The organism is Achromobacter sp. NPDC008082 (genome assembly GCF_042957345.1).
Classification (GTDB): Bacteria; Pseudomonadota; Gammaproteobacteria; order Burkholderiales; family Burkholderiaceae_B; genus Achromobacter; species Achromobacter kerstersii_A.
Window position 1 is genome coordinate 1,421,069 of record NZ_JBIBIB010000001.1, and the last position, 25,492, is coordinate 1,446,560.

The window sequence follows — 25,492 nt, forward strand, 5'->3', positions numbered from 1 at the left end:
GGTCCACGCTGACCGCCGCATCGGCCCGCCCCGCGCGGGCCGTTTTTATTGCATGATTCCGGCAGACGGAACGCTGCGGGAATGGTTCCATGTCCGCAAGCTGAAATGGCTCTATCGCGATGCGGATACGCTACCTATCATGCATATCAGGCGGGCGCGCATGCGCCCGCATCGCCATTGAAAACGACTAGGGAAAATCATGAACGGCGCTGACAGTCTTTGCGATACCTTGCTGGCCAACGATGTGGACGTGTGCTTTGCCAACCCCGGCACGTCTGAAATGCACTTTGTCGCGGCCTTGGATCGCAAGCCCAAGATGCGTTGCGTGCTGGGTCTGTTCGAAGGCGTGGTGACGGGCGCGGCCGACGGCTACGCGCGCATGGCCGACAAGCCGGCCGCAACCCTGCTGCATCTGGGGCCTGGCCTGGGCAATGGCCTGGCCAACCTGCACAACGCCAAGCGCGCCCGCACGCCCATGGTCAACATTGTGGGCGACCACGCGACGTACCACGTGCAATACGACGCCCCGCTGACCAGCGACGTCGAAGGCGTGGCGCGCCCGATGTCGCACTGGGTCAAGCGCACGATGACGGCCGCCGCCGTCTCCGCCGATGCCGCCGAAGCCATCGGGGTGGCGCGCCAGTCGCCCGGCAACATCGCCACGCTGATCCTGCCCGCCGACACCGCCTGGACCGATCTGCCTGACGCATCGCCCGCGCCCGTGCAGGTGCAAGACGCGCCGCTGGCGCAGACCTCGGCCGAGGCCGTGCGCGCGGCCGCCGCCGCGATCCGCTCGGGTGAAGTTGCGGTGCTGATGCTGGGCGGCGCGGCGCTGCGCGAGCGCGCGTTGAACGCCGCCGGCCGAATCGCCCGCGCTACCGGCGTGCGTTTGATGTCGGAAACGTCCAACCGCCGCATCGAACGCGGCGGTGCGCGTACGCCGGTTGACCGCCTGCCGTATCCCATCGACATGGCCGTGGCGAAGCTGAAAGACGTCAAGCACCTGGTGCTGGCGGGCGCGAAGGCGCCGGTCGGCTTCTTCGCGTACCCCGGCAAGCCCAGCCTGCTGGCGCCGCCGGACAGCAATCAAGTGGTGCTGGCGTCTGCGGAACAGGACTTGGCCCACGCGCTGGAATGGCTGGCGGACGAGCTTGGCATCGCCGCCGACGCGCCGCGTCTGGCCACGCCGGCCGCGGCTTATGAAGTGCCGTCCTCGGGCAAGCTGACCGGCGCCGCCGTGAACATTCTGGTCGCGCACACCTTGCCCGAACAGGCCATCGTGTGCGATGAGTCCATCACGCAAGGCCGCGAATTCCCAATCTACAGCGCCAGCAGCGCCCCGCACGATTGGCTGATGCTGACGGGCGGCGCCATCGGGATTGGCCTGCCGATGGCCACCGGCGCCGCCGTGGCGTGCCCGGACCGCAAGGTCATCACCTTGCAGGCGGACGGCAGCGGCATGTACACGCTGCAAGCTTTGTGGACGCAGGCCCGCGAAAACCTGAATTGCCTGACGGTGATTCTGGCCAACCGTTCCTACGCCACGCTGCACGGCGAAATGAAAAACGTGGGCGTGAAAGAACCGGGCCGTAACGCGCGCCGCATGCTCGACCTGGAAGAACCCTATCTGGATTGGACGCATCTGGCGCGCGGCATGGGCGTGGAAGCGGTCAGCGTGGATACGGTTGAAGGGTTTGCACGCGCGCTGGCCGACGGCCTGAAGCGCCGTGGCCCGTTCCTGATCGAAGCGGTGATCTAAGGCGGGCAGGGTTCGCCCCGCGCCCGCATGCGGACGCGTGGGGCGAGCCGCCCGCGCTGCGCGCGGCGTTCGCTACACGCCCAGATAGCGTGTCAGCTGCTCGGGTTGCCGGGCCAGCGACGCGCTGTCGCCATCTTGCACGATCACGCCTTTTTCCATCACCAGACAGCGGTCTGTGTGTTCCAGCACCGCGCGGTAATTGCGGTCCACGATCAGCGTGGACATGCCCGTGGTGCGAATCTGCCGAATGATCTTCCAGATCTCGGCCACGATCAGCGGGGCCAGCCCTTCGGTGGCTTCGTCAAGAATCAGCAGGTCAGGGTTGGTCATCAGCGCGCGGCCGATGGCCAGCATTTGCTGTTCACCGCCCGACAACTGTTGCCCGCCATGCCCCAGCCGTTCACGCAGGCGCGGAAACGTGTCCAGCACGCGCGCATACGTCCAGTCCTGCCCGCCCCGCACGCCGGGGCGCGCGGCCACTTGCAGGTTTTCGCGCACATTCAGATTCGGAAAGATGCCGCGCCCCTCTGGCACATAGGCCAAGCCCATGCGCGCAATCGTGTGCGGCTGCGCGCGCGTGCAATCGCGGCCGCTGACCCGCACCTGCCCTTGCGCGCTTTTCACTTGCCCCATCAGGCTGCGGATCAACGTCGTCTTGCCCATGCCATTGCGTCCGACGAGACCCACCGATTCACCGGGCGCGATGTGCATGTCCACCCCACGCAGCACATGGCTTGCGCCGTAGTACACATGCAGTCCGCCTGCTTCGATCAGTGCGTGCATGCTGCGGCTCCTTCGTGGGCAGCGCCGGTGTCTTCGCCCAGGTAGGCGGTGCGCACGTCGGCATTGGCGCGGATGGTTGCGGGCGTGCCGCTGGCGATGGCGGTGCCGTTGACCATCACGGTGATCGTTTCGGCGATGCGAAAGACCGCATCCATATCGTGCTCCACCAGCAGAATGGCGTGGCCCGCCTTCAAGGTTTGCAGCAGGTCCAGAATACGATCGGTTTCTTCGGGGCCCATACCGGCCAGCGGCTCGTCCAGCAGCAGCACCTGCGGTTCGCCCGCCAGGCACATGGCGATTTCCAATTGGCGCTTGCGGCCATGCGGCAGCAGGCCGGCCAGCCGCGTGGCGTCGTCGGCAAGGCCCGTGCGTTCCAGCGCATGCCGGGCCAGTTCGGCGCTGCGCCGGCAGTCGGATGCCGAACGCCACCAATGCCAGAAGCGCTGCCGTCCGGCCTGGGCCGCCAGCCGGCAGTTTTCGAACACGGAAAGTTCGGGAAAGAGGGTAGAGCGTTGATAGCTGCGGCCCAACCCTGCGCGCGCGCGTTCGGGCTGGCGCCACGTAGTGATGTCGCGCCCGCCCAGCATGACGTGTCCGCTGCTGGGCGCGAGTTCGCCCGACAGGATGTTGATCAGCGTGGACTTGCCCGCGCCATTGGTGCCGATCACGGCATGCACCTGGCCGCGCGCCAAGCCCAGCGATACGCCATTGACGGCGGTCAGGCCGCCGAAGCGCCGCGTGACATCGGCGGCGGCAAGCAAGACGTCAGACATGGGGCTCTCCTTGAATGGGCAGGCGGGCGGCGGTGGCGCGCGCTTGCGCCCGGGTCGAGGGCGCGGCAGACGTGGCGGAAGTGGCCGCCGCGGCAGATGCGGCAGATGCGGCAGATGCGACAGGCGCGACGGGCGCGACAGGCGCGACAGGCGCGACAGGCGCGACAGGTGCGACAGCCGCGGCAGGCAGGCCCGCGCCACGCGCGGCACGGCGCTGGCGCCATTGCGCCGGCAGGCCCGCGATGCCGTTCGGCAACAACGCCACCAGCGCAATGATGGCCACCCCCAAGGGCAGATGCCAATGCCGCGCATAGTCGCCAAACAGCGCCTGCGACTGGAACAACTCCTGCATCAGCACCAGCGTTACCGTGCCAATCACCGCGCCGCCCAGGCTGGCCATGCCGCCCAGAATCACCATCAGCAACACCAGGCCCGATTGCTCCCACGCCAATAATTCCGGCGTGACAAAGCCGTCTTTCAGCGCAAACAGAAAGCCCGCCAAGCTGGCCAGCGTGGCGCCCACTACGTAGGCCGTCAGCTTGTAGGGATACGTCGAATACCCTGCCGCCCGCATGCGCTGTTCGTTGATGCGTATGCCCGCCAGCGCCGCCCCAAAGGGCGAACGCCGCAGCAGCGCCAGAAAGCCCCAGGTCAGCGCCAGGCAAGCCAGCACAAAGAAGTAGAACGTGGTGGCGTTGCTTAAATCGAAAGGCGTCCAGCCGCCCAAGGCGAGCTCGGGCCGGAAGTACAGATAGATGCCGTCGCTGCCGCCGCCGACTTTGGTGTCGTGGAACACGTAGTACGCCATTTGCGCAAAGGCCAGCGTGACCATGATGAAATACACGCCGCGCGTGCGCAGCGCCAGCGCACCCGTCACCACGGCATAGGCGGCGGCCGCCAGCAGCGCCGCGGGCAGCAGCCACCACAGGCTGGCCGCCTCGGATTCCGGCGACAACAACGCGGCCACATACGCGCCTATGCCGAAGAAGGCGGCGTGTCCCAGGCTGACCAGCCCCGCGCCGCCCACCAGCAGTTGCAGGCTGAGCGCGAAGATGGCGTAGATCATGACCTTGATCGCCAGCCCGGTGTAGTAGTCGCTGCCGCTCCAGGCAAACGCGGCCAGCGCCAGCAGCGTCACGACGGGTAGAAGTTTCTGCATGGCTAGCCCTGTTTGAACAGCCCTTCGGGCTTGCAAAGAAGAATGAAGGCCATCAGCAGGTACACCAGCACGCCTGCCGCGGACGGGAACAGCACCTGTCCGAAGGTTTCCACAAAGCCCACCAGCATCGCGGCCAGGAACGCGCCGCGAATCGAGCCGATGCCGCCTATCACCACCACGACGAAACAGATGATCAGCACGCCGTTGCCCATGCCCGGGTAGACGGACGACACGGGGGCGGCGATGGTGCCCGCCAGCGCGGCCAGCGCCACGCCGGCCGCAAACACCAGCCGGTACAGCTTGTTGACGTCGATACCCAGCGACCCGGTCATCTCGCGATTGCTGGCGCCCGCGCGCAGCATCATGCCCAGCCGCGTGCGCGTGATGACCCAATACAGCAGCAAGGCCACCGCGATGCCCACGGCCGAGATGAACAAGCGATACACCGGATACGTCATCACCCCGCCCAGCGAAATGCTGCCTTGCAGCCACGCGGGCAGCGGCACGCCGTGCACGTCGTTGCCGACGAGGATGCTGCGCAGTTCTTCAAACACCAGGATCAGCCCATACGTCATCAGCACTTGCTGCAAGTGGTTGCGGTGATACAGATAGCTGAAGAAGGCGGCTTCAAGAAAGTAGCCCAGCACCGCCGCCAGCGCGACGCACACGGCCAGCGTGGCGATAAAGCCGCCGCCCAGCCAGCGGTCAACCACCGGCCCCAGCGCAAACGCCATGTAGGCGCCGATCATGTAGAAACTGCCGTGGGCCAGATTGATGATGCCCATGATGCCGAAGATCAGCGTCAGGCCGCTGGCCACCAGGAACAGCAGCAAGCCGTACTGGAATGCGTTCAGGCTTTGTATAAGCAGGATGCTGATGTCCATGGGGCCTCCCGTGGCGGACGTGGTGTCAGAGCTTGCAGCCGCGGGCCGGGTCGGCCAGCTTCTTCACGGCGACTTCCACCACTTTGTTTTCCAGGCCGTCGACGCGGCGCAGGTAGATGTCTTGCACCGGGTTGCCCGCCGCCGACAGCGTGAAGGGGCCGCGCGGGCTGTCCACCGTGGCGCCGCGCATGGCGCTGCGGAAGTCGGCCTTCTTGGCGAAGTCGCCCTTCACGGCGGTAAGGCCCGACTGCATCAGCTGGGCCGCGTCATAGCCTTGCACCGCGTACACGTCAGGCTGCACGTTGTAGTTCTTGGCGTAGTCGGCGCGGAAGGCGTTGTCGCGCGGCGTGTTCAGGCCGTCGGCGTAATGCAGCGTCGTCAACAAGCCTTGCGCGGACGCGCCTTGCGCCTGCAAGGTGCCGTCGGTGAGGAAGCCCGAGCCGTACAGCGGAATGGTTTTGTCCAGGCCGGCTGCGTGATAGTCCTGCACGAATTTCACCGCGCCGCCGCCGGCAAAGAAGGTGAACACCATGTCGGGTTTGGTGGCGGCGATCTCGGTTAGCAGCGATTGAAACTCCACGTTCGGAAACGGCAGGCTCAGCTCCTTTACGACTTTGCCGCCCGCCTTCTCGAAGCCTTCCTTGAAGCCGCCGATGGCCTCGTCGCCCGCCGCGTATTTCCACGTGATGGTGACGGCGGTTTTGTGGCCCTTGGCGTAGGCGACGGGGCCCATGGCGTATGCGGGCTGCCAGTTGGTGAACGACGTGCGGAAGATGCCGGGGCCGCACAGCGGGCCGGTGATGGCATTGGCGCCCGCGTTGGTGACGATGAGCGTGGTGTCGCTGTCTTTCGCGGCCTTGGCCAGCGCCATCGCCACGCCCGAATGCACGGTGCCGATCAGCACGTCGACCTGATCGCGCTTGATCAGGCGGTTGGCGTTTTCGGCGGCCTTGGCGGGGTTGGATTCGTCGTCCACCTTGAAGTATTCGATCTCGCGCCCGCCCAGCTTGCCGCCTTGTTCGGCCACGTACAGCTTGAAGCCGTTTTCAATGGCGGTGCCAAGCGCGGCGAAGGTGCCGCTGTAGGGCAGCATGAAGCCGACCTTGATTTTGTCTGCGGCCTGCGCGCCGCTGGCGGCGAGCGTCAGGGCTGCGGCAATCGCAGCCCGGGTCAGGGCGTGGTTCATGGTTTGTCTCCGTGCTTGTTATGGGCTGGTCTGGGCGGATAGGCCCTGGCTCAGCCGGGTTTGTCCAACGCGCCGATGAAATCGGCAACGGCCTGGATAACAATGGCGGGCTGGTCCCGGTGCGGCGAATGGCGGCAGGCGGGAATTTCCAGCAGTGCGGTTTGCGGCGCATGGCGGCGTATGCCGCGTATCTGCGCAAGCGATCCGTACTCGTCGTCCACGCCCTGCATCGCCAGCACGGGGCAGGTGATGCGGGGCAGATAATCTTCGATGTTCCAGTGGCGGAAATCGGGGTTCAGCCAGATGTCGTTCCAGCCCCAGAAGGCGGAGTCCACGTCGGCGTGATAGCGCGCCAGGCGGCTGCGCAGGTCGGTGTTCAGATAGGCCTGCCGCGCAAGCTCGATGTTCGCTACCGTCTGCGCTTCAACAAAGATGTGCGGGGCCGCCACGACGATGCCGGCGACGGCATCCGGGTGCATGGCCGCGTACAGCAGCGCAATCGATCCGCCGTCGCTGTGGCCGAACAGCACGGGCTTGTCTTCTCGCGCGTCCACGCCCAGCGCGGTGAACAGCGCGGGCAGCCCGTCGCGCGCGTCGTCGTGCATGAAGTCCACCGTCCATTTTTCCTGCGGCGGGCGCGGCGTGGACTGCCCGTACCCATAGCGCGACACAACCAGCCCCCGACAGCCGGCGGCCTGGCACACTTGCGCCGGAAAGTCCTTCCACATGGCAACCGAGCCCAGCCCTTCGTGCAGGAAGACGAGCAACGGCGCCTGCGCGCGATCGGGCGCGATCCACAGGCATTCCAGACGGCGCGTTTGGCCGGCCACATCAACGGAGGCAATGACCTTGCTTTCGATGGCCGCGTCGGCGTTGGCGTTGGCGTTGGCGTTGCCCCGGTCCCGACAATTCCCGGCAGCGTCGATCTGCGCAGCCGCTCTCATAGCGTCGACTCTTCCAGCTGACGCAGCCGAAAGCGCTGGATCTTGCCGGTGGCGGTCTTGGGGAGTTCTTCGGTGAAGTTGATCTGGCGCGGATACTTGAACGGCGCCAGATGCTGCTTCACATAGCTTTGCAGCGCCGCGCCGGTATTCGCATCGGGTTCAAAACCCGGGCGCAGCACGACGTAGGCCTTTGTCTTCACCAGGCCGTCGTGGTCTGGCACGCCGATCACGGCGGCTTCCAGTACGGCTTCGTGCTGCACCAGAATGTTCTCCACTTCCACCGGCGACACATACTGCCCGCTGACCTTGATCATGTCGTCGCTGCGGCCGGCATAGGTGTAGTAGCCGTCGGCGTCACAGGTGTATTTGTCGCCGCTCTTTAACCAGTCGCCCAGAAAACACTGGCGGGTTTTGTCGCGGTTGTTCCAGTACATCAGCGCGGCGCTGGGGCCTTTGATGTAGAGGTCGCCGATGGCGCCGGCCGCGACGGGGGCGCCGTTGTCATCGCGTAGCTGCACTTCGTAGCCGGGCACGGGCTTGCCGGTGGTACCGTAGCGCAGCTGGCCCGTCTGGTTCGAGATAAAGATGTGCAGCATCTCGGTGGAACCGATGCCGTCCAGGATTTCACAGCCGAAATGCCGCGTGAAGCGTTCGCCGATATCGCGCGGCAACGCTTCGCCCGCCGATGTGCACACGCGCATGGCGACTTGGTCGCGCGGCGGCAGCTCGGGCGAAGCCAGCATGCTGGCGTATAGCGTTGGCACGCCATAGAACACGGTGGGGCGGTGCCGGGTCAGGCGCTGGAACACGGCCTGCGGCGTGGGCCGTTCGCCCATCAGGATGACGGTGGCGCCCACCGACAGCGGAAAGGTCAGCCCATTGCCCAGGCCGTAGGCAAAGAACAGCTTGGCGGCCGAGAACACCACGTCGTCTTCGCGGATGCCCAGCACGGGCTTGGCATAGAGTTCGGCCGTGTGCCACAGGTTGCCGTGCGTGTGGACGACGCCCTTGGGCTTGCCGGTGGAACCCGATGAATACAGCCAGAACGCAATTTCATCGGCCAGCGTGCGCACGGCGGGCGCGAGGGGGGCGGCGGCCAGCAGGGCATCGAATTCGTAGATGCGGACGGGCGGCGCGGAAGAGGGCGGTGAAGCCAGGCCCGGGGAAGCCAGGGCTGAAGAAGCCAGGGGCTGGGACACCACCACGTGCTCGACATCGCTGGGCGCTTGCGCCAGCGCGGTCTGCAAGACGGGCAGCAACGCACCCGAGACGAACGCCGCGCGCACGCGGCTGTGCGACACGATGTAGGCGTAGTCGTCGGCCGTCAGCAAGGTGTTCACGGCGACCGGCACCACGCCCGCATGCAACGCGCCCAGGAACACGATGGGCCAATCCACCGTGTCTTGCATCAGCAGCAGAATGCGTTCTTCGCGCCGCAGCCCCAATTGGCGCAGCGCGCCCGCCATGCGGGCCACCCGCTCGGCCAGTTCGCCATAGCTCAGCTGACGCGTGTCGTCGATATAGGCCGGCTTGGCGGCGCGCGGCGCGTTCAGCGCGGCCAGATAACTGGCGAAGTTCAGTTCGGCGGGGCAGGTGTTCACGGTTGTCTCCTGATGTCCTGGTGGGGGCGGGCCATGGCTGTGTGTTTTTTGTCGCCTGGCCGTAAGGCATGGGGCTAGCTGCTGGGCCGCGTGAAGTCGATAGCGCCGCCGGGCAGCAGGTACAGCACCAGCGCGCGGCCTTGCGTGACCGTGGGGCGGTGGGCGCTGCCGGGGCCGTAGACGAGCCAGCCCGCGCCGTGTCCGTCAAAGCGGGCGTCATCAGTCAGCGGCATGATCAGGTCGATCTCGCCGTTGGGATGGGCGTGGTGGGGGCCAGCCAGGTCGTTCATGTCGACGACGTCCACCGAACAGCCGGCCAGATCGTCGGCGGGCTTGATGACGCGGCCGTAGCGGATGCCGCCGCCTTCGCGGTTGCACATCCAGCCGTCGGCCACGCCCTGCTTACAGGCGGCGAAGATGTTCTGGTACAGGGGGCTGCCGGGGCCGGCTTCGCGGTTCAAGCGGGCTTGCAGGCCGCTATCGAACGGCTGGCCGGACACCAGACGCGTGGCCTCGCGCATCAGGGCATGGAATTGATCTGGCGTGCTCACCGGGACTCCTCCTTTACACTGTCGGCGCCTTGCAATGCAGCATGAATTGGAATGCTGCTTTTTTGCACCGTGACGGCTTTGGACTGCTTGGAAGGAAAAATAGTGCTTCCAATGGTTTGGGTCAAGCACTATAGTGCATAAAACAAGGCGTATCAGGGTATTTGCGGAGTCAGCCAAAACATGAATCAAGCGCTAGATGCGGCGCCATCCGAACCCAGGCGGGAAGCTTTCCTGGTGGCCTTGGGCGAGCGCGTACGCCGCCTGCGAGCCATACGCGGCATGACGCGCAAGGGCCTATCTCAGGTCACGGGCGTGTCGGAGCGGCATCTGGCCAATTTGGAACATGGGGTGGGCAACGCGTCCATCCTGGTGCTGCTGCAAATTGCCCGCGCCTTCAACTGCGCGCTGGCCGAACTGGTGGGCGACGTCACGACCGAATCGCCCGATTGGCTGCTGATCCGCGAACTGCTCAGCGGCCGCACGGAATCTGACCTGCAACGCGCCCGCGAGGCCCTGACCCAGCTGTTCGGCGTGGGGGCGGGCGCGCAACGCCCCAACCGCACGCAGCGCGTGGCGCTGATCGGGCTGCGCGGCGCGGGTAAATCCACGTTGGGCCAGATGCTGGCTGATGATCTGGGCTACCCCTTTGTCGAGCTCAACCGCGAAATCGAGCGCGTGGCCGGGTGCAGCATCCTGGAAATTCATAACCTGTATGGCCCCAACGCCTACCGCCGCTATGAGCGCCGCGCGCTGGAAGAGGCCGTGCAGATCTATCCGGAAATGGTGCTGGCCACCCCGGGCGGGCTGGTGTCTGAACCCGCCACGCTGAACCTGTTGCTGGCGCACTGCTACACGGTCTGGCTGCGCGCCACGCCCGAAGAGCACATGGGCCGGGTCATGGCGCAGGGCGATTTCCGCCCCATGTCGGGCAACAACGAAGCCATGGCCGACTTGAAACGCATCCTGGCCGGGCGCGAAGCCTTCTACGCCAAGGCGGATCTCACCTGGGTGACCAGCAATCTGGAAGTGCAGGAGAGCTTTGCCGGCCTGCGCACCCAAGTTCGCAAGGCCTGCGGTCTGCCCCTGTAAAGCTGCACTTTGATGCATGTCTCGCTTGACGTGCGTTTTTGCCTGAACTAATCTGCACAATAATTCATGTGATGCAGTATTTTTCCTGTCCAGGCAGGGCGTACGAGGAGACACAAGATGAGCAGCACCATCAATGGGGTCAACACCCAGGGGGTCAACACCCATGGGGCCAACGCCCATGGGGCTAACAGCAGGGTCGATTTCCGCACCCAGCCCGACCAGTACCGCCATTGGCGCCTGACGTTCGACGGCCCCGTCGCTACGCTGGCCATGGACGTGGCCGAAGACGGCGGCCTGCGCCCCGGCTATAAGCTCAAGCTGAATTCGTACGACCTGGGCGTAGACATCGAACTGCACGACGCCCTGCAACGCATCCGCTTCGAACATCCGGAAGTGCGCAGCGTGGTGGTCACCAGCATGAAGGACCGCATCTTCTGTTCGGGCGCCAACATCTTCATGCTGGGCTTGTCCTCACACTCCTGGAAGGTGAACTTCTGCAAGTTCACCAACGAAACCCGCAACGGCATCGAAGACTCCAGCCGCCATAGCGGCTTGAAGTTCATCGCCGCGCTGAATGGCGCGTGCGCAGGCGGCGGCTACGAGCTGGCGCTGGCTTGCGACGAAATCCTGCTGATCGACGACCGCTCGTCGTCCGTCGCCTTGCCCGAAGTGCCGCTGTTGGGCGTCTTGCCCGGCACTGGCGGCCTGACGCGCGTGACCGACAAGCGCCGCGTGCGCCACGACCACGCCGACATCTTCTGCACGCTGGTCGAAGGCGTGCGCGGCCAGCGGGCCAAGGACTGGCGGCTGGTGGACGACGTGGTCAAGCCCGCGCGTTTTGAAGCGGCGGTGCGCGAACGCGCGCTGGCGCTGGCCGAAGGCAGCACGCGCCAGGCGAACGAAGCGGGCATTTCGCTCACGCCCATCGAACGCACCGAAAGCGCCAACAGCCTGTCGTACCGCTACGTGGACATCCAGCTCGACCGCGACAAGCGTCAAGCCACCTGGACCGTGCGCGCACCGATAGGGCCGGTCGAATCGGAACTGGCCGACATTCTTGCCGCGGGCGCCAACTGGTGGCCCTTGCGGATGGCGCGCGAACTGGACGACGCCATTCTGTCCATGCGCACCAACGAACTCGACATCGGCACCTGGGTGCTGAAGACAGAAGGCGACCCCGCCGCCGTGCTGGCCGCCGACGCCGCGCTGGAACGGCACGCCGAGCACTGGTTCGTGCGCGAAACCGCCGGCATGCTGCGCCGTACGCTGGCGCGTCTGGATGTGACGTCGCGCAGCCTGTTCGCGCTGATCGAACCGGGTTCATGCTTTGTGGGCACCTTGTTGGAACTGGCGCTGGCGGCCGACCGCAGCTACATGCTGGATAACGAGGCGGACGGCGATGCGGAAGCCCCCGCCGCGCACGCGCAGATCGTCGTGGGCGAACGCAACTTCGGCGCGTATCCGCTGGTGAATGGCCAGAGCCGGTTGCAACGCCGCTTCTACGAAGAGACCGCGCCGCTGGAAGCCGTGCGCGCGCGCGCCGGGCAAGCGTTGTCTGCCGCCGATGCGCTGGAGCTGGGCCTGGTGACCTTCGCGCCCGACAGCATCGACTGGGACGACGAAGTGCGCATGATGCTGGAAGAGCGCCGCGCCTTGTCGCCCGACGCCTTGACCGGGCTGGAGGCCAACCTGCGCTTTGGCGGCAAGGAAACAATGGAAACCCGCATCTTCGGCCGCCTGACCGCGTGGCAGAACTGGATCTTCAACCGTCCGAATGCGGCCGGCGACAAGGGCGCTCTGAAGCTGTACGGCAAGGGCGAGCAAGCCGCGTTCGATTGGAACCGGGTCTGAAAAAAACAAGGAGCGAGACAATGTCTGGAATCAATTACACCGATAAGATCCCCAACAACGTCAACTTGTCTGGCGACCGCACGTTGCAACGCGCGCTGGAACATTGGCAGCCCAATTACCTGCAATGGTGGCAGGACATGGGCCCCGACGGTTCGCACGGCTTTGACGTGTACCTGCGCACCGCCGTCAGCGTGGAACCCGATGGCTGGGCGAACTTCAACCACGTGCGCATGCCCGACTACCGCTGGGGCATTTTCCTGGCGCCGCAAGACGGGCAGCGCAAGATCCACTTCGGCGAAAACATGGGGCGTGACGTCTGGCAGGACGTGCCGGGCGAACACCGCGCCAACCTGCGCCGCATCATCGTCACGCAGGGCGACACCGAACCCGCGTCGATCGAACAGCAACGCCATCTGGGCCTGACCGCGCCGTCGCAGTACGACCTGCGCAACCTGTTCCAGATCAACGTTGAAGAAGGCCGCCACTTGTGGGCCATGGTGTATCTGCTGCATCGCTACTTTGGCCGCGATGGCCGCGAAGAGGCCGATGCGCTCTTGCAACGCAGCTCGGGCGATTCCGACAACCCGCGCATTCTGGGCGCGTTCAACGAGAAGACGCCCGACTGGCTGGCCTTCTACATGTTCACGTACTTCACCGACCGCGACGGCAAGTTTCAGCTGTGCGCGTTGGCTGAGTCCAGCTTCGACCCGCTGGCGCGCACCACGAAGTTCATGCTGACCGAAGAAGCGCACCACATGTTCGTGGGCGAATCCGGCATTTCGCGCGTGATCCAGCGCACCTGCGAAGTGATGAATCAGCTGAAGACCGACGACCCGGAAAGCGTGCGCGCCGCTGGCGTCATCGACCTGCCCACCATCCAGCGCTACCTGAACTTCCACTACAGCGTCACCATCGACCTGTTCGGCGCCGATCAATCTTCCAACGCCGCAATCTTCTATGGCTCGGGCCTGAAGGGGCGCTACGAAGAATCCAAGCGCACCGACGACCATCAACTGAAGAACGACACCTATCGCGTGCTGACCGTGAACAACGGCAAGCTCAACGAAATTGAAGTGCCGATGCTGAACGCGCTGAACGAAGTGCTGCGCGATGACTTCATCCGCGATTCGGTGGCGGGCATTGGGCGCTGGAACAAGGTCATTGAAAAGAGCGGCATCCCGTTCCGCTTGCACGTGCCGCACAAGGCGTTCAACCGCCAGATCGGCACGCTGGCCGGCATACGCATGTCGCCTGACGGCGAGATCCTGTCGGAATCGCAATGGCAGGCCAACAGCCACAAGTGGCTGCCCACGCCTGAGGACCGCGCGTTTGTCGCGTCGCTGATGGGCCGCGTGACGGAACCGGGCAAGTTCGCCAACTGGATTGCGCCGCCCGTCATGGGCATCAACCGCCAGCCGGTGAATTTCGACTACGTCCGTTTCAACTAAGGCGAGAAGGGGCGGCGCGCATGCGTGCGCCGACCCGCCAGCGCATTGGGAAGACTGCGATGAACGCCCCCTTACCCGTAGAAGTGCTGAAGCAGCATCTGATCGACCCCGAGATCTGCATCCGCTGCAACACGTGCGAAGAAACCTGTCCGGTCGACGCGATCACCCACGACGCCAACAACTACGTCGTGGACCCCGACATCTGCAACGGCTGCATGGCCTGTGTGCCGCCCTGCCCAACGGGGTCGATCGACAACTGGCGGCTGATGCTGCGTAACGAGGCGTACTCGGTGCAGGAGCAGTTCGGCTGGGAAGAACTGCCGAAGGAAAAGGCGTTGCCGGATGTGGGGGAGGGGGATGCGGCAGCCGATGCTGCGGCCGACGCTACCGCCCTTGATTCTGGCGCGGCGCCGAATGCCGCGCCCCCCGCGTTCAGTCTGCCTGGCGCGTCCGTGCCGCCCTGGTCGGCCGCGCATCCCTACGTCAATCTGTACACGCACAAAGCGCCGATGACGGCCACCGTGGTCGGCAATTACCGCGTGACGGGCGCCGACACCGAAAGCGATATCCATCACATCGTGCTGGACTTTGGCGAGCTGCCGTTTCCCGTGCTGGAAGGGCAGTCCATCGGCATTTTGCCTCCCGGCGTCGACGCCCAAGGCCGGCCGCATCATGCGCGCCAGTATTCGCTGGCCAGCCCGCGCGACGGCGAACGCGCGGGCTACAACAATCTGTCTTTGACGGTGAAGCGCGTCACCGAAGACCATGGCGGCGCGGCGGCGCATGGCGTGTGTTCGAACTACCTGTGTGATCTGGCCAAGAATGACACGGTGCAGGTCATTGGCCCGTTCGGCCATACCTTCCTGATGCCCAACCACCCGCGCGCAAACCTCATCATGATCTGCACGGGGACCGGTTCCGCGCCCATGCGCGCGATGACCGAGCGCTACCGCCGCCGCATCGACACGGGCGACAACGGCCGCTTGATGCTGTTCTTTGGCGCCCGCACCGAACGCGAGCTGCCGTACTTCGGGCCGCTGATGAAGCTGCCGCGCGACTTCATCGACATCAATCTGGCGCTGTCGCGCGAACCCGGCCAGCCCAAGCGCTATGTGCAGGACCTGATCCGCGAACGGGCGGCGCAGGTATGCGAGTTGCTGGGGGACCGCAACACCTGCATCTATGTGTGCGGGCTGAAGGGAATGGAAGTCGGCGTGCTGGACGCACTGCGCGATGTGACGATGCAATCGGGGCAGGATTGGTCTATCCTGCACGATGTGCTGCGTCGCGAGGGGCGGCTGCATTTCGAGACGTATTAGGTCCTAAAACCAACGCGTGACACACGTGAAAAACGGCGCGCCATGGCGCGCCGTTTGCGTTTGCAGGGGGGAAATATGAAGTTCGCCGAATTCAAAGACGGCATGTTGATCAAGGCAGGCCCGGTCACCATCACCGAGGCCGAGATCGTGGAATTTGCACGCAAGTTCGACCCGCAGTGGTTTCACACCGACCCGCAACGCGCGGCGGAAGGGCGCTGGGGCGGATTGATTGCCAGCGGCTGGCACACGTGTGCGCTGGCCATGCGCATGGCGGTAGACGCCGCGCTGCACGACTCCGAATCTTTCGGGTCCCCGGGGCTGGGTGAAGTGCGCTGGCGCACGCCGGTGCGGCCGGGCGACACGCTGCGTCTGGAAGCGCGCGTGCAAGGCGCGCGCACCTCGTCGTCGCGCCCCGACCTGGGCATCATCACGTGGGCGTGGACGGTCATCAACCAGCACGACGAGGGCGTGCTGGAACTGGATGCGACGAGCTTGTTTGATCTGTCAGGCGAGAACTAAGCGCTTCGCATCGCATGCTGGGTATCGCATGCCAGGTATCGCTTGCTTGGTATCGCATGCTAGGTATCACATGCTAGGTATCGCATGCTTCGTATCACATGCCAGGCACCAAAGAAAAACCGCCTTCATCGAAGGCGGTTTTTTCATTCAAGCCATGGCAGGCAAACCCGCGATCAATAGAACGCCTGGATGCCCGTTTGCGCACGGCCCAGAATCAAGGCGTGCACGTCGTGGGTGCCTTCGTAGGTGTTGACCACTTCCAGGTTCACCAGGTGGCGGGCCACGCCGAACTCGTCAGAGATGCCGTTACCGCCGAGCATGTCGCGCGCGAGACGCGCAATGTCCAGCGCCTTGCCGCAAGAATTGCGCTTCATGATCGAGGTGATTTCGACGGCGGCGGTGCCTTCGTCCTTCATGCGGCCCAAACGCAGGCAGCCTTGCAGGGCCAGCGTGATTTCGGTTTGCATGTCGGCCAGCTTCTTCTGGATCAGCTGGTTGGCGGCCAGCGGGCGGCCAAATTGCTTGCGGTCCAGCGTGTACTGGCGGGCGGTGTGCCAGCAAGCTTCAGCGGCGCCAACAGCACCCCAGGCGATGCCGTAGCGGGCGGAGTTCAAGCACGTGAACGGACCCTTCAGGCCGGACACGCCGGGCATCATCTGGTCTGCGGACACTTCGACTTCGTCCATGACGATTTCGCCGGTGATCGAGGCGCGCAGGCCGACCTTGCCGTGAATGGCCGGAGCCGACAGGCCCTTCATGCCCTTGTCCAGGATGAAGCCGCGGATCTTGCCGTCGAAGTCGCCGCCGACGCACTTGGCCCACACCACGAACACATCAGCGATGGGCGAGTTGGTGATCCACATCTTGTTGCCGGAAATCTTGTAGCCGTCGGACGTCTTGACGGCGCGGGTTTCCATGCCACCGGGGTCGGAACCGTGGTTGGGTTCGGTCAGGCCGAAGCAGCCGATCCATTCGCCGCGAGCCAGCTTGGGCAGGTACTTCTGCTTTTGCGCTTCGCTGCCGAATTCGTTGATGGGCACCATCACCAGCGACGACTGCACGCTCATCATCGAGCGGTAGCCGGAGTCGATGCGTTCGACTTCGCGGGCGATCAGGCCGTAGCTGACGTAGTTCAGGCCAGCGCCGCCGTATTCTTCAGGAATGGTGGCGCCGAGCAGGCCGAGTTCGCCCATTTCCGAGAAGATTTCCGGATCGGTCTTCTCGTTGCGGAAGGCGTTCAGCACGCGGGGGGCAAGCTTGTCCTGCGAATAGGCATAGGCGGCATCGCGCACCATGCGTTCTTCTTCGGTCAGTTGCTGGTCCAGCAACAGGGGATCTTGCCATTGAAAAGAAGGATTCGAGGACATGCTGGGTCTCCGCTATGGATTTCCGTATTCGGAATTTTAAAAGTTTAAACCTAAAATAATTCGGGCGGCAAGTTGGGGTTTGCGCGGGCAGCGCGCCTGAGCGCGCCGCCGGAACTTACCGCCTGATCGGGATTCAGTGCTGGGCTTTCAGTGCCGCGTCGCGGATCTTTTCCAAGGTCGTCGACGGGGTGATGGTTTCGGGGTCGATGAAGCAGTGCAGGATGGCCGGCTTGCCGCTGGCCAGCGCGCGTTCGAAGGCCGGGCCGAATTGCTCGGTGGTCTCGACGCGTTCGCCGTGGCCGCCGAAGGCGCGCGCGTAGTCGGCGAAGTCCGGGTTCTTGAGCTCGGTTGCAGACACGCGGCCGGGGTAGTGCTTTTCCTGGTGCATGCGGATGGTGCCGTACATGCCGTTGTCGACCAGCACCACGATGATGGGCAGGTCGTACTGAACGGCGGTGGCGAACTCCTGGCCGTGCATCAGGAAGCAGCCGTCGCCCGCAAAGCAGACAACGGTTTTGTCAGGCCAGACGCGCTTGGCGCCAACGGCCGCCGGCAGGCCATAGCCCATGGAACCGGACGTCGGCGCCAGCTGCGTGCCAAAGCGCGTGAAGCGGTGGAAGCGGTGCAGCCAGGTGGCGTAGTTGCCCGCGCCGTTGGTCATGATGGCGTCCGCCGGCAACGACTTTTCCAAGTAGGCCATCACCTGGCCCATTTGCAGCGCGCCCGGGGTGGTGATGGTTTCCGGGTCGCTCCACTTCAGGTACGACTCGCGCATGGCCTGGGTGCCTTCGGCCCACACGGGCTTGGCAGGCGCCTTCAGGCCCGCCAGCGATTCCGCAAACGCGGCCGGCGATGTGTTGATGGCCAGCGTTGCGCGGTAGACGCGGCCGAGTTCGGCGGTGTCGGGGTGCACGTGCACCAGCTTTTGTTTCGGAACCGGAATGTCCAGCAGCGTGTAGGCCTGGCTGGGGTTCTCGGACATGCGGCCGCCCACCAGCAGAATCAGGTCGGCGTCGGCCACGCGCTTGAGCAGGGCGGGGTTGATGCCCAGGCCCACGTCACCGATGAAGCAGGGGTGGTCAGCGGGGAACAGCATCTGGCGGCGGAACGACACGGCCGTGGGCAGCGCGTGGCGCTGCGCGAAGTCGGCAAACTGTTGCACGGCGCGGGCATCCCAGCGCGTGCCGCCCAGGATGGCGACGGGGTTCTTGGCGTCGGCTAGCAGCTTTTCCAGGTCGGCCAGCTGGCCGGCCGTGGGGGCGGAGTCGATCAATTCGTAGCGCGGGGCGTCGGCCACCTTGGCGGCTTCGACCAGCATGTCTTCCGGCAGCGCGATCACGACGGGGCCGGGACGGCCGGACGTGGCAATGTGGAAAGCGCGCGAGATCAGTTCGGGAATGCGTTCGACCTGGTCGATCTCGGTGACCCACTTGGCCTGCGTGCCGAACACGGCGCGGTAGTCCATTTCCTGGAAGGCTTCACGCTCGCGCATGCCGCGTTCGATCTGGCCCACGAACAGGATCAGCGGGGTGGAGTCCTGCTTGGCGATGTGCACGCCGGCCAGCGCGTTGGACGCGCCCGGGCCACGGGTCACCATGCAGATGCCGGGTTCGCCGGTCAGTTTGCCGTGGGCGTCGGCCATCATCGCCGCGCCGCCTTCCTGGCGGCAGACGGTAACCTTGATATCCGCATCGTGCAGGCCGTCCAGCACCGCCAGATAGCTCTCGCCGGGAACGCAGAAAACGTGTTTGACGCCCTGGGCGACCAGTTGGTCGACCAGAATGTGACCGCCAAGGCGGGAATCTTGCTTAGACATGGTGGGGTGTCGTGGGTAGCCGAGGATAAGACTCTTGAGGATATGTGCGTTGAGTGCACAACGCAATTGATAAAATTGCACAATCTAGTGATCCCCCGGCACGTAGTGCCTCGTTGCGCTACGACCGGTTTTAACGGGGCTCAGGCCGATTTCAGGCCGATTTCAGGCAAATATTCCGCTCCATGAGAAACGGCATTCCCAATCTGAGCGCGCTCCAGGCGTTCGAAGCATCGGCCCGGTTGGGCAGTTTTTCCCGCGCGGCCGAGGAACTGTCCCTGACGCACAGCGCCGTTTACCGGCAAGTGGCCAGCCTGGAGTCGCGGCTGGGCGTGCAGTTGTTCACCCGGGTACGGCGCCGCATCGTGCTGACGGACCACGGGGCGGAATACGCCGGGCGGATTCGTCACCATTTGGACCAGATCGAAAAAGACACCTTTGGCCTCGTCAGCCGCACGGGCATGGGCCGCAGCATCCACATTGCGGTTGTGCCCACGCTGGCCACCACCTGGCTGATTCCGCGTCTGGCGGATTTTCAAGCGGAACATGCCGACATCACCGTCAGCCTGTCGGTGCGCACCTTGCCGTTCCAGTTCAAGGACCAGCCCTTTGACGGCGCGCTTTACCATGGCGACGGCCTGTGGCCCGGCACGCAGGGCGTGCTGCTGTTCCCCGAACGCGAATTGGTGCCGGTATGCGCGCCGCAACTGGCGGCGCGCGTGGCGCAGCAGACGGACGCGGGCGTGAGCGCCCTGGCCGGCATGACGCACCTGCATCTGGCGTCGCGGCCCGACGCGTGGCGCCAGTGGTATGCCGCCAACAACCATCTGTACGGCCCGCAGGCGGCGGGCGGCCCGCGCTATGAGCTCTTCACCATGGTGATGGCCGCTGTGCAGGCGGGGCTGGGCGTGGGCCTGATGCCGCGTTTCCTGGCGCAGCCGGCGCTCGACCAAGGCACGCTGACGATGCCGGTGCCGCAATCGCTGACCGTCACCCAGGGCTATTACTTCGGCTACCCGCAGCGCAGCGAACGGTCTGACGCGCTCAAGTTGTTTGAAACCTGGCTGAAGTCGGCAGCCGCCGGCGTGGGCGAGAGGTAACCCGCAATATGTCCACCCTGAAAGCACCGCTGGCTTCCCAAGCCGACATCGACGCCTTCATCGACGCCGTCTGGCTGGAAGACGGCCTGTCCGCCAACACGCTGGCCGCCTACCGCCGCGACCTGACCGGCTTTGCCCGCTGGCTGGAAGACCCCGAAGCCTATGCCCGCGAAATGGCCGACCGCTACGGCGACGCCGCCTCGGCGCATGCGTTGCCCGCCGGCCCCGCCAAGACGCTGTGCGACGCCGGCAAAGCCGACATCGAAGCCTGGTTCGCCTTCCGCCACGAAGAAACGCGCGCCACCACCGCCAACCGCCGACTGGCCGCGCTGCGCCGCTTCTATGCCTGGGCCTTGCGCGAACACCGCGCCGAACGCGACCCTTGCCTGACTTTGATCGCCGCCAAGCAGCCGCCGCGCCTGCCCAAGACGCTGTCGGAGTCGCAAGTGGACACCTTGCTGCGCGCGCCCGACCTCACCCAGCCGCGCGGGCTGCGCGACCGCGCCATGCTGGAAACCTTGTACGCCACCGGCTTGCGCGTGTCTGAACTGGTGGGCGTGCGCGCGCTGGACGTCAGCCTGAATGAAGGCGTGGTGCGCGTGGTGCTGGGCAAGGGCGGCAAGGACCGCCTGGTGCCGCTGGGCGCCGAGGCCGCGCACTGGATCGAGCAATACCTGAAGACCGCCCGGCCCGAGCTGGCGGCGGGGCGCCAAAGCGATGCGCTCTTCATCACGGGCCGCGCCGAAGCCATGTCGCGCCAAGCTTTCTGGCAGTTGGTGAAGAAGTACGCGCTGCTGGGGGGCATCCATGCGCCGCTGTCGCCGCACGTGTTGCGCCATGCGTTCGCGACGCACTTGCTGAACCACGGCGCCGACCTGCGGGTCGTGCAGATGCTGCTGGGCCACGCGGATATTTCCACGACCCAGATCTACACGCACGTTGCCCGCGAACGCCTGAAGGCGCTGCATGCGGCGCACCACCCGCGCGGCTGATGCGCGCATTGATCTGCGCATCGTCATCGTTCACGCTGTCTTACACTTTTCTTTTTTTCATCCGGCCTACTCATGAGCAAAGCCCGCCACGTCTCCGAAACGCCCGCCACCCAAATGCTGAAGCAGAACAAGGTGGCCTACACGGAACACACCTATGACTATGTGGATCACGGCGGCGCGGGCGAGGCCGCGCGCCAGCTGGGCCTGGACCCGCATGCGGTGGTGAAGACGCTGGTGATGGAAGACGAATCCGCCAAGCCGCTGATCGTGGTCATGCATGGTGACCGCGAGGTCTCCACCAAGAATCTGGCGCGTCAGGCGGGCCTGAAGAAAGTCGAGCCCTGCAAGCCTGAAGTCGCGCAGCGGCATTCTGGGTATCAGGTGGGCGGCACGTCGCCGTTTGGCACGCGCAAGAAAATGCCGGTCTGGGTGGAAGCCGAGGTGCTGGAGTACCCCGTTGTATATATCAACGGCGGGCGGCGCGGTTACCTGATCGGCATCGACCCGAACGTGCTGGTCACCGTGCTGGGGGCAAAGCCCGTGTCGGTGGCGCTGGAATAAAGGTGGGCGGCCGGGCGTGCGGATTATGCGTTCACCAGCGCCCACAAGTTTTCAGCCACCGGGGCCATGTCGGTGGGTTGCCGGAACAGGCAGATCTCCAGCGGGATATCCCATTCCGGTCCACCGGCGCGAACCAGCTTGCCTTGCTGCAAATCGTCATGCACCAGCATGTCGGGCAGCCACGCAATGCCACGGCCCTGTATCGCCATGGACCGCAGCAGCGTGGCGTGCGGCCCCACAAACGTCGTCTGAATGCGTTCGGCGGGCATTGGCTTGTGCCGCAATTGGCTGGCCACGATGCGGCCCAGCCCCGATGTCGACCCATAGGCCAGGAACGGCACCGCATCGCCGCCTTCCAGGCGATGCGCCGGTTCGCCCTGCGCGTGGGCGGCAGGCGCGCTGACGGGCACCAGCACGTCGGCGCCCAGGCATACCTTCGGATAAGCGATCTCGTCCAGCCGGCTGGCCACTTGCGGATGACGGTGGCACAGCAGGAATTGCACGCGGCGTTGCGCCATCAGGTCTTCGCAGGCCTGGAAGCTGTCGGACATCATCTGGATAGCGCCGACTTCCATATGGGCTTCCAGCCGTGTCAGCCATTTGGGAAAAAACGTCAACGCCAGCAAATGCGTCGCGGCAAAGCGCAGGCTGGCGCCGTGTTGGGCGTGCGCGGCCATCGCCTTGATGCGCGCGGCCTCCAGGTCGGCCATCACTTGTTTGAGCAGCGGCAGGAATTTGTGGCCCGCCGCGGTCAGCTCAGTGGGGTGCGTGCTGCGGTCGAAAAGATCGGCGCCCACCCATTCTTCCAGCGCGCGAATGTGCCGGCTGAATGCCGGTTGCGCGATGGCGCGGGCTTCGGCCGCGCGTGAAAAACTTCCGGTCTCGGCCAGAGCGCAAAAGTCTTCCAGCCAGTTCATGTCCAAAGGTCGGTTTCCGGGTCCCATGAGGTGTGTGCGCCGCAGCAAAAATAATTCTATGCATTTCGAGTATTGGACGGCCGCAAGGGGCTACCGCGATCATAAAGCCATTCCCACACGCACAAGATACGGAGACAAAAGCATGCCTTCCATCTCGAATTACCGCGGCATTATCCCGGCAATTTCCTGCCCCTTCACCGCCGACCACCGCATCGATGAGCCCGCGCTGCGCCGCCTGGCATCGTGGCTGGCCGAGCATGACGGCGTGGTAGCCGTCATGACCAACGGCCACACGGGCGAAGTGTTTTCGCTGACGCCGGCCGAACGCACGCAGGTCACGCGCATTGTGGCCGACGAGCTGCGCGGCAAGTTGCCGGTGATTTCGTCAATCGTCTGCGAAGGCATTGCCGAGGCCGCGGAACACGCCCGCGCCGCGCGTGAAGCGGGGGCCGCCGCGCTGGACGTCATGCCGCCCCATCATTGGCTGCGCTTTGGTTTCACGCCCGGCCATGCCCTGGATTATTTCCGCGCCATTCACGACGCCGCGCCCGACCTGGACCTGGTCTGCCACGTGTATCCGGCCTGGACGCGCGCGTCGTATTCGTCGCAACTGCTGGCGGATCTGGCCCGCTTGCCTTATGTGCAGGCGTTCAAGGTGGGGCAGCGCGACATGAACAAATATGCGCGGGACATCCAGGCGCTGCGGGATGCGGATGCGTCCAAGGCCATCCTGACCTGCCACGATGAATACCTGCTGGCGTCGATGGTGCAGGGCGTGGACGGCGCTCTGGTTGGTTTTGCCACCTTCATTCCGCAACTGATCATTGATCTCTGGGAAGCCGTCAAGGCGGGCGACCTGAAGCGCGCCCAGCGCGTGCAGGCGCTGATCACGCCGCTAAAGGACGCGGTGTACGGCGGCGGCGAGCCCACCGGCGAAGCGCATGCGCGCATGAAGGCTGGCATGTACCTGGCGGGTGTGCTGGATAACGCGACCGTGCGTCCGCCCACCGAAGCGCCCGGCGATGCCGACATGCAGGCCTTGCGCGCGGCGCTGTCCCAAGCGAATCTGCTGGCGCGCTAACGCCGTCCGCACGCGGGGCGGCACGCAAGCGGCGGATGGCCTGGCGCCATACCCCCGCACGATGCCGCAACCGACAATCAATAAGAGGAGACAAATCATGCAAAGAAGAATCGCGTTGCGCGCCGTCGTTGCGCTGTGCGCCGGCCTGGCCGGCGGCCTGATGCAAGCGCAGGTCCATGCGCAGGACGGCTATCCCTCGCGCCAGGTTCGGTTCGTGATTCCCTTTCCGCCAGGCGGCACGCTGGACATGCTGGGCCGCGATCTGGCGCAGAAACTCAGCGAGCAGACCGGGCAGACTTTCATCGTAGAGAACCGGTCGGGGGGCAATGGCATCATCGGCGCCGACGTCGTGGCCAAATCATCGGCCGATGGCTACACCTTGCTGTTCAACGCCTCTACCTTCACGACCGCGCCGATGACGATGAAGTCGGTGCCGTTCGATGTCGACAAAAACTTTGTGCCGGTAGCCTTGGCGGGCAAGGCGCCGTTGTCGCTGTCCGTGAAAAAAGATCTGCCGGTGACCGATCTGGCCGGCTTGCTGACCTACGCCAAACAGAACCCCGGCCGGCTCACCTTTGCGGTGGGCTCCATCGGGTCGGCCGGCCATTTGGCCACGGAGCTGCTCAAGCGGCAGGGCGGGCTCGACTACACGGTGATTCCGTATCGCGGCACTTCGCCCGCGCTGCAAGACTTGGTGGGCGGGCGCATCGATGGTTTCATCGACCCCGTGCTGGGCGCGGTGTCGTACTACAAGAGCGGCATGCTGAAGATTCTGGCCGTGACGTCCGAATCGCGCTTGCCCAATCTGCCCGACGTACCCACCGTCAGCGAAGTCCTGCCCGGCTATCAGTTCTATAGCTGGTACGGGCTTTGGGCGCCAGCCGGCACGCCCACGTCCGTGGTCGAGAAACTGAATGCCGAGGTCAACAAGGCCCTGGCTTCGGGCATGACGGCCAAATACGAGGCGCTTGGCGTGACGTTGACGCCGGGCTCGGCCGCCGAGTTCGCCCGATTTCAAAAGGACGACATGGCGCGCTCGCGCAAAATCGTGGACGAGGGGCGCATCCATGTCGAGTAAGCCCAATGCGGGTCTGGCCGTGGTGACCGGGGCCACGGGCGGTATCGGCCTGGCCATCGTGCAGCATCTGCTGAACGCGGGATGGGAGGTGGCCGGCCTGGACATCGGACCCGCCGTGGCGCAGCACGCCGCGTATCGCCACATTACTGTCGACCTGTGCGACGAGCCGGCCACGCGGCAGGCGTTGGAACCGCTGAAGGATGCGCGCGCCCTGGTCCATGCCGCGGGCGTATTACGGGTGGGACCCCTGGCGCAGATGAACCCCGCCGACGGCGAACGCATGTGGAAGTTGCACGTCGATGTCGCCGTCCGGCTGTCGCAGTTGTTGACGCCCGAGATGGCCGCGCGCGGCGACGGCCGCGTGGTGCTGATCGGCAGCCGCGTGGCGCAGGGTATGCCCGGGCGCAGTCAGTACGCCGCGTCCAAGGCCGCGCTGGTGGCGCTGGCGCGCAGCTGGGCCGCTGAATTGGCGCCCGATGGAGTGACGGTGAATGTGGTGTCGCCAGCCGCCACGCAAACGGCCATGCTGCAAGACCCGGCGCGCGTGGCCAGCGCACCGCGCATGCCGCCGATCGGCAGGTTGATCCAACCCGGGGAAATCGCGGCATTGGTGCACTTTCTGCTGTCGCAACAGGCGGCGGCCATCACCGGCCAGGACATCGCCATCTGCGGCGGCGCATCACTGCCGCGCTGAACGTGCGGCCTGGAATGGGAGCC

Annotated in this window: 23 protein-coding genes; 12 read left to right on the forward strand and 11 right to left on the reverse strand. The window is 65.1% G+C overall.

From position 1 onward, the window contains the following. Positions 1 to 199 precede the first annotated feature (199 nt). Positions 200 to 1,759 (forward strand): acetolactate synthase large subunit, encoded by a 1,560-nt coding sequence (locus ACFZAI_RS06405; protein ID WP_391566117.1) that lies wholly within the window; start codon positions 200 to 202, stop codon positions 1,757 to 1,759. Positions 1,760 to 1,831: 72 nt separating this feature from the next. On the opposite strand, the gene ACFZAI_RS06410 is transcribed toward ACFZAI_RS06405, so the two are convergent. From ACFZAI_RS06410 to ACFZAI_RS06445, 8 genes are all read right to left on the reverse strand, one after another. Beyond that, positions 1,832 to 2,542 (reverse strand): ABC transporter ATP-binding protein, encoded by a 711-nt coding sequence (locus ACFZAI_RS06410; RefSeq protein WP_054422492.1) that lies wholly within the window; start codon positions 2,540 to 2,542, stop codon positions 1,832 to 1,834. Continuing rightward, positions 2,530 to 3,315, reverse strand: a complete 786-nt coding sequence (locus ACFZAI_RS06415; RefSeq protein WP_391566118.1) for an ABC transporter ATP-binding protein — start codon at positions 3,313 to 3,315, stop codon at positions 2,530 to 2,532. The genes ACFZAI_RS06410 and ACFZAI_RS06415 overlap by 13 nt, the downstream gene beginning before the upstream one ends. Continuing rightward, entirely contained in the window at positions 3,308 to 4,474 is a 1,167-nt protein-coding gene (locus ACFZAI_RS06420; protein ID WP_391566119.1) for a branched-chain amino acid ABC transporter permease, read from the reverse strand. Before ACFZAI_RS06420 ends, ACFZAI_RS06415 begins: the two co-directional genes overlap by 8 nt. Before the next feature lie 2 nt (positions 4,475 to 4,476). Beyond that, the gene (locus tag ACFZAI_RS06425; RefSeq protein ID WP_054422489.1) at positions 4,477 to 5,358 is read right to left on the reverse strand and encodes a branched-chain amino acid ABC transporter permease; all 882 of its coding nucleotides are present in this window, start codon (positions 5,356 to 5,358) and stop codon (positions 4,477 to 4,479) included. Between the two features lie 25 nt (positions 5,359 to 5,383). Continuing rightward, a complete protein-coding gene (locus ACFZAI_RS06430) occupies positions 5,384 to 6,544 on the reverse strand; it encodes an ABC transporter substrate-binding protein (protein ID WP_391566120.1) in 1,161 nt (386 codons plus the stop codon). A 50-nt stretch (positions 6,545 to 6,594) separates the two neighbouring features. Then, a complete protein-coding gene (locus tag ACFZAI_RS06435) occupies positions 6,595 to 7,488 on the reverse strand; it encodes an alpha/beta fold hydrolase (RefSeq protein ID WP_391566121.1) in 894 nt (297 codons plus the stop codon). Then, entirely contained in the window at positions 7,485 to 9,089 is a 1,605-nt protein-coding gene (locus ACFZAI_RS06440) for a benzoate-CoA ligase family protein (RefSeq protein WP_391566122.1), read from the reverse strand. The genes ACFZAI_RS06435 and ACFZAI_RS06440 overlap by 4 nt, the downstream gene beginning before the upstream one ends. A gap of 74 nt (positions 9,090 to 9,163) precedes the next feature. Further along, the gene (locus ACFZAI_RS06445) at positions 9,164 to 9,640 is read right to left on the reverse strand and encodes a DUF4863 family protein (RefSeq protein ID WP_391566123.1); all 477 of its coding nucleotides are present in this window, start codon (positions 9,638 to 9,640) and stop codon (positions 9,164 to 9,166) included. 180 nt (positions 9,641 to 9,820) lie between these two features. Here ACFZAI_RS06445 and ACFZAI_RS06450 point away from each other — a divergent pair, with 180 nt between their 5' ends. The 5 genes from ACFZAI_RS06450 to ACFZAI_RS06470 all read left to right on the forward strand — a co-directional run bounded on the left by ACFZAI_RS06450 (position 9,821) and on the right by ACFZAI_RS06470 (position 15,866). Then, entirely contained in the window at positions 9,821 to 10,729 is a 909-nt protein-coding gene (locus tag ACFZAI_RS06450; protein WP_013395643.1) for a helix-turn-helix transcriptional regulator, read from the forward strand. A gap of 117 nt (positions 10,730 to 10,846) precedes the next feature. Next, positions 10,847 to 12,580: a 2,3-epoxybenzoyl-CoA dihydrolase gene (boxC, locus tag ACFZAI_RS06455; RefSeq protein ID WP_391566124.1), complete on the forward strand. Its 1,734-nt coding sequence runs from the start codon at positions 10,847 to 10,849 to the stop codon at positions 12,578 to 12,580. 20 nt (positions 12,581 to 12,600) lie between these two features. Further along, on the forward strand, positions 12,601 to 14,028 hold the full coding sequence (boxB, locus tag ACFZAI_RS06460; RefSeq protein ID WP_391566125.1) for a benzoyl-CoA 2,3-epoxidase subunit BoxB: 1,428 nt from the start codon (positions 12,601 to 12,603) through the stop codon (positions 14,026 to 14,028). 59 nt (positions 14,029 to 14,087) lie between these two features. Beyond that, the gene (gene boxA / locus ACFZAI_RS06465) at positions 14,088 to 15,347 is read left to right on the forward strand and encodes a benzoyl-CoA 2,3-epoxidase subunit BoxA (RefSeq protein WP_391566126.1); all 1,260 of its coding nucleotides are present in this window, start codon (positions 14,088 to 14,090) and stop codon (positions 15,345 to 15,347) included. 75 nt (positions 15,348 to 15,422) lie between these two features. Further along, positions 15,423 to 15,866: a MaoC family dehydratase gene (locus tag ACFZAI_RS06470; protein ID WP_391566127.1), complete on the forward strand. Its 444-nt coding sequence runs from the start codon at positions 15,423 to 15,425 to the stop codon at positions 15,864 to 15,866. A 173-nt stretch (positions 15,867 to 16,039) separates the two neighbouring features. On the opposite strand, the gene ACFZAI_RS06475 is transcribed toward ACFZAI_RS06470, so the two are convergent. Both ACFZAI_RS06475 and ACFZAI_RS06480 read right to left on the reverse strand, forming a co-directional pair. Next, positions 16,040 to 17,233 (reverse strand): acyl-CoA dehydrogenase, encoded by a 1,194-nt coding sequence (locus ACFZAI_RS06475; RefSeq protein WP_054422482.1) that lies wholly within the window; start codon positions 17,231 to 17,233, stop codon positions 16,040 to 16,042. Positions 17,234 to 17,366: 133 nt separating this feature from the next. Next, the gene (locus ACFZAI_RS06480; protein ID WP_391566128.1) at positions 17,367 to 19,049 is read right to left on the reverse strand and encodes a thiamine pyrophosphate-binding protein; all 1,683 of its coding nucleotides are present in this window, start codon (positions 19,047 to 19,049) and stop codon (positions 17,367 to 17,369) included. Positions 19,050 to 19,231: 182 nt separating this feature from the next. Here ACFZAI_RS06480 and ACFZAI_RS06485 point away from each other — a divergent pair, with 182 nt between their 5' ends. From ACFZAI_RS06485 to ybaK, 3 genes are all read left to right on the forward strand, one after another. Further along, complete coding sequence (locus ACFZAI_RS06485; RefSeq protein WP_391566129.1) at positions 19,232 to 20,146, forward strand: LysR substrate-binding domain-containing protein; 915 nt, start codon at positions 19,232 to 19,234, stop codon at positions 20,144 to 20,146. Between the two features lie 8 nt (positions 20,147 to 20,154). Next, positions 20,155 to 21,138 carry a site-specific tyrosine recombinase XerD gene (gene xerD, locus ACFZAI_RS06490; RefSeq protein WP_391566131.1) on the forward strand — a complete coding sequence of 328 codons (984 nt, stop codon included), beginning with the start codon at positions 20,155 to 20,157 and terminating at the stop codon, positions 21,136 to 21,138. Positions 21,139 to 21,210: 72 nt separating this feature from the next. Next, entirely contained in the window at positions 21,211 to 21,699 is a 489-nt protein-coding gene (gene ybaK / locus ACFZAI_RS06495) for a Cys-tRNA(Pro) deacylase (protein WP_391566132.1), read from the forward strand. Positions 21,700 to 21,722: 23 nt separating this feature from the next. Here ybaK and ACFZAI_RS06500 read toward each other — a convergent pair whose 3' ends face one another. After that, the gene (locus tag ACFZAI_RS06500) at positions 21,723 to 22,616 is read right to left on the reverse strand and encodes a LysR family transcriptional regulator (protein WP_391566287.1); all 894 of its coding nucleotides are present in this window, start codon (positions 22,614 to 22,616) and stop codon (positions 21,723 to 21,725) included. 142 nt (positions 22,617 to 22,758) lie between these two features. Here ACFZAI_RS06500 and ACFZAI_RS06505 point away from each other — a divergent pair, with 142 nt between their 5' ends. The 3 genes from ACFZAI_RS06505 (at position 22,759) to ACFZAI_RS06515 (ending at position 25,469) form a co-directional block, all read left to right on the forward strand. Next, positions 22,759 to 23,697 (forward strand): dihydrodipicolinate synthase family protein, encoded by a 939-nt coding sequence (locus ACFZAI_RS06505; RefSeq protein WP_391566134.1) that lies wholly within the window; start codon positions 22,759 to 22,761, stop codon positions 23,695 to 23,697. Positions 23,698 to 23,794: 97 nt separating this feature from the next. Continuing rightward, positions 23,795 to 24,775 (forward strand): Bug family tripartite tricarboxylate transporter substrate binding protein, encoded by a 981-nt coding sequence (locus ACFZAI_RS06510; RefSeq protein WP_391566135.1) that lies wholly within the window; start codon positions 23,795 to 23,797, stop codon positions 24,773 to 24,775. After that, positions 24,765 to 25,469 carry an SDR family NAD(P)-dependent oxidoreductase gene (locus ACFZAI_RS06515; protein WP_391566136.1) on the forward strand — a complete coding sequence of 235 codons (705 nt, stop codon included), beginning with the start codon at positions 24,765 to 24,767 and terminating at the stop codon, positions 25,467 to 25,469. The genes ACFZAI_RS06510 and ACFZAI_RS06515 overlap by 11 nt, the downstream gene beginning before the upstream one ends. Positions 25,470 to 25,492 lie beyond the last annotated feature (23 nt).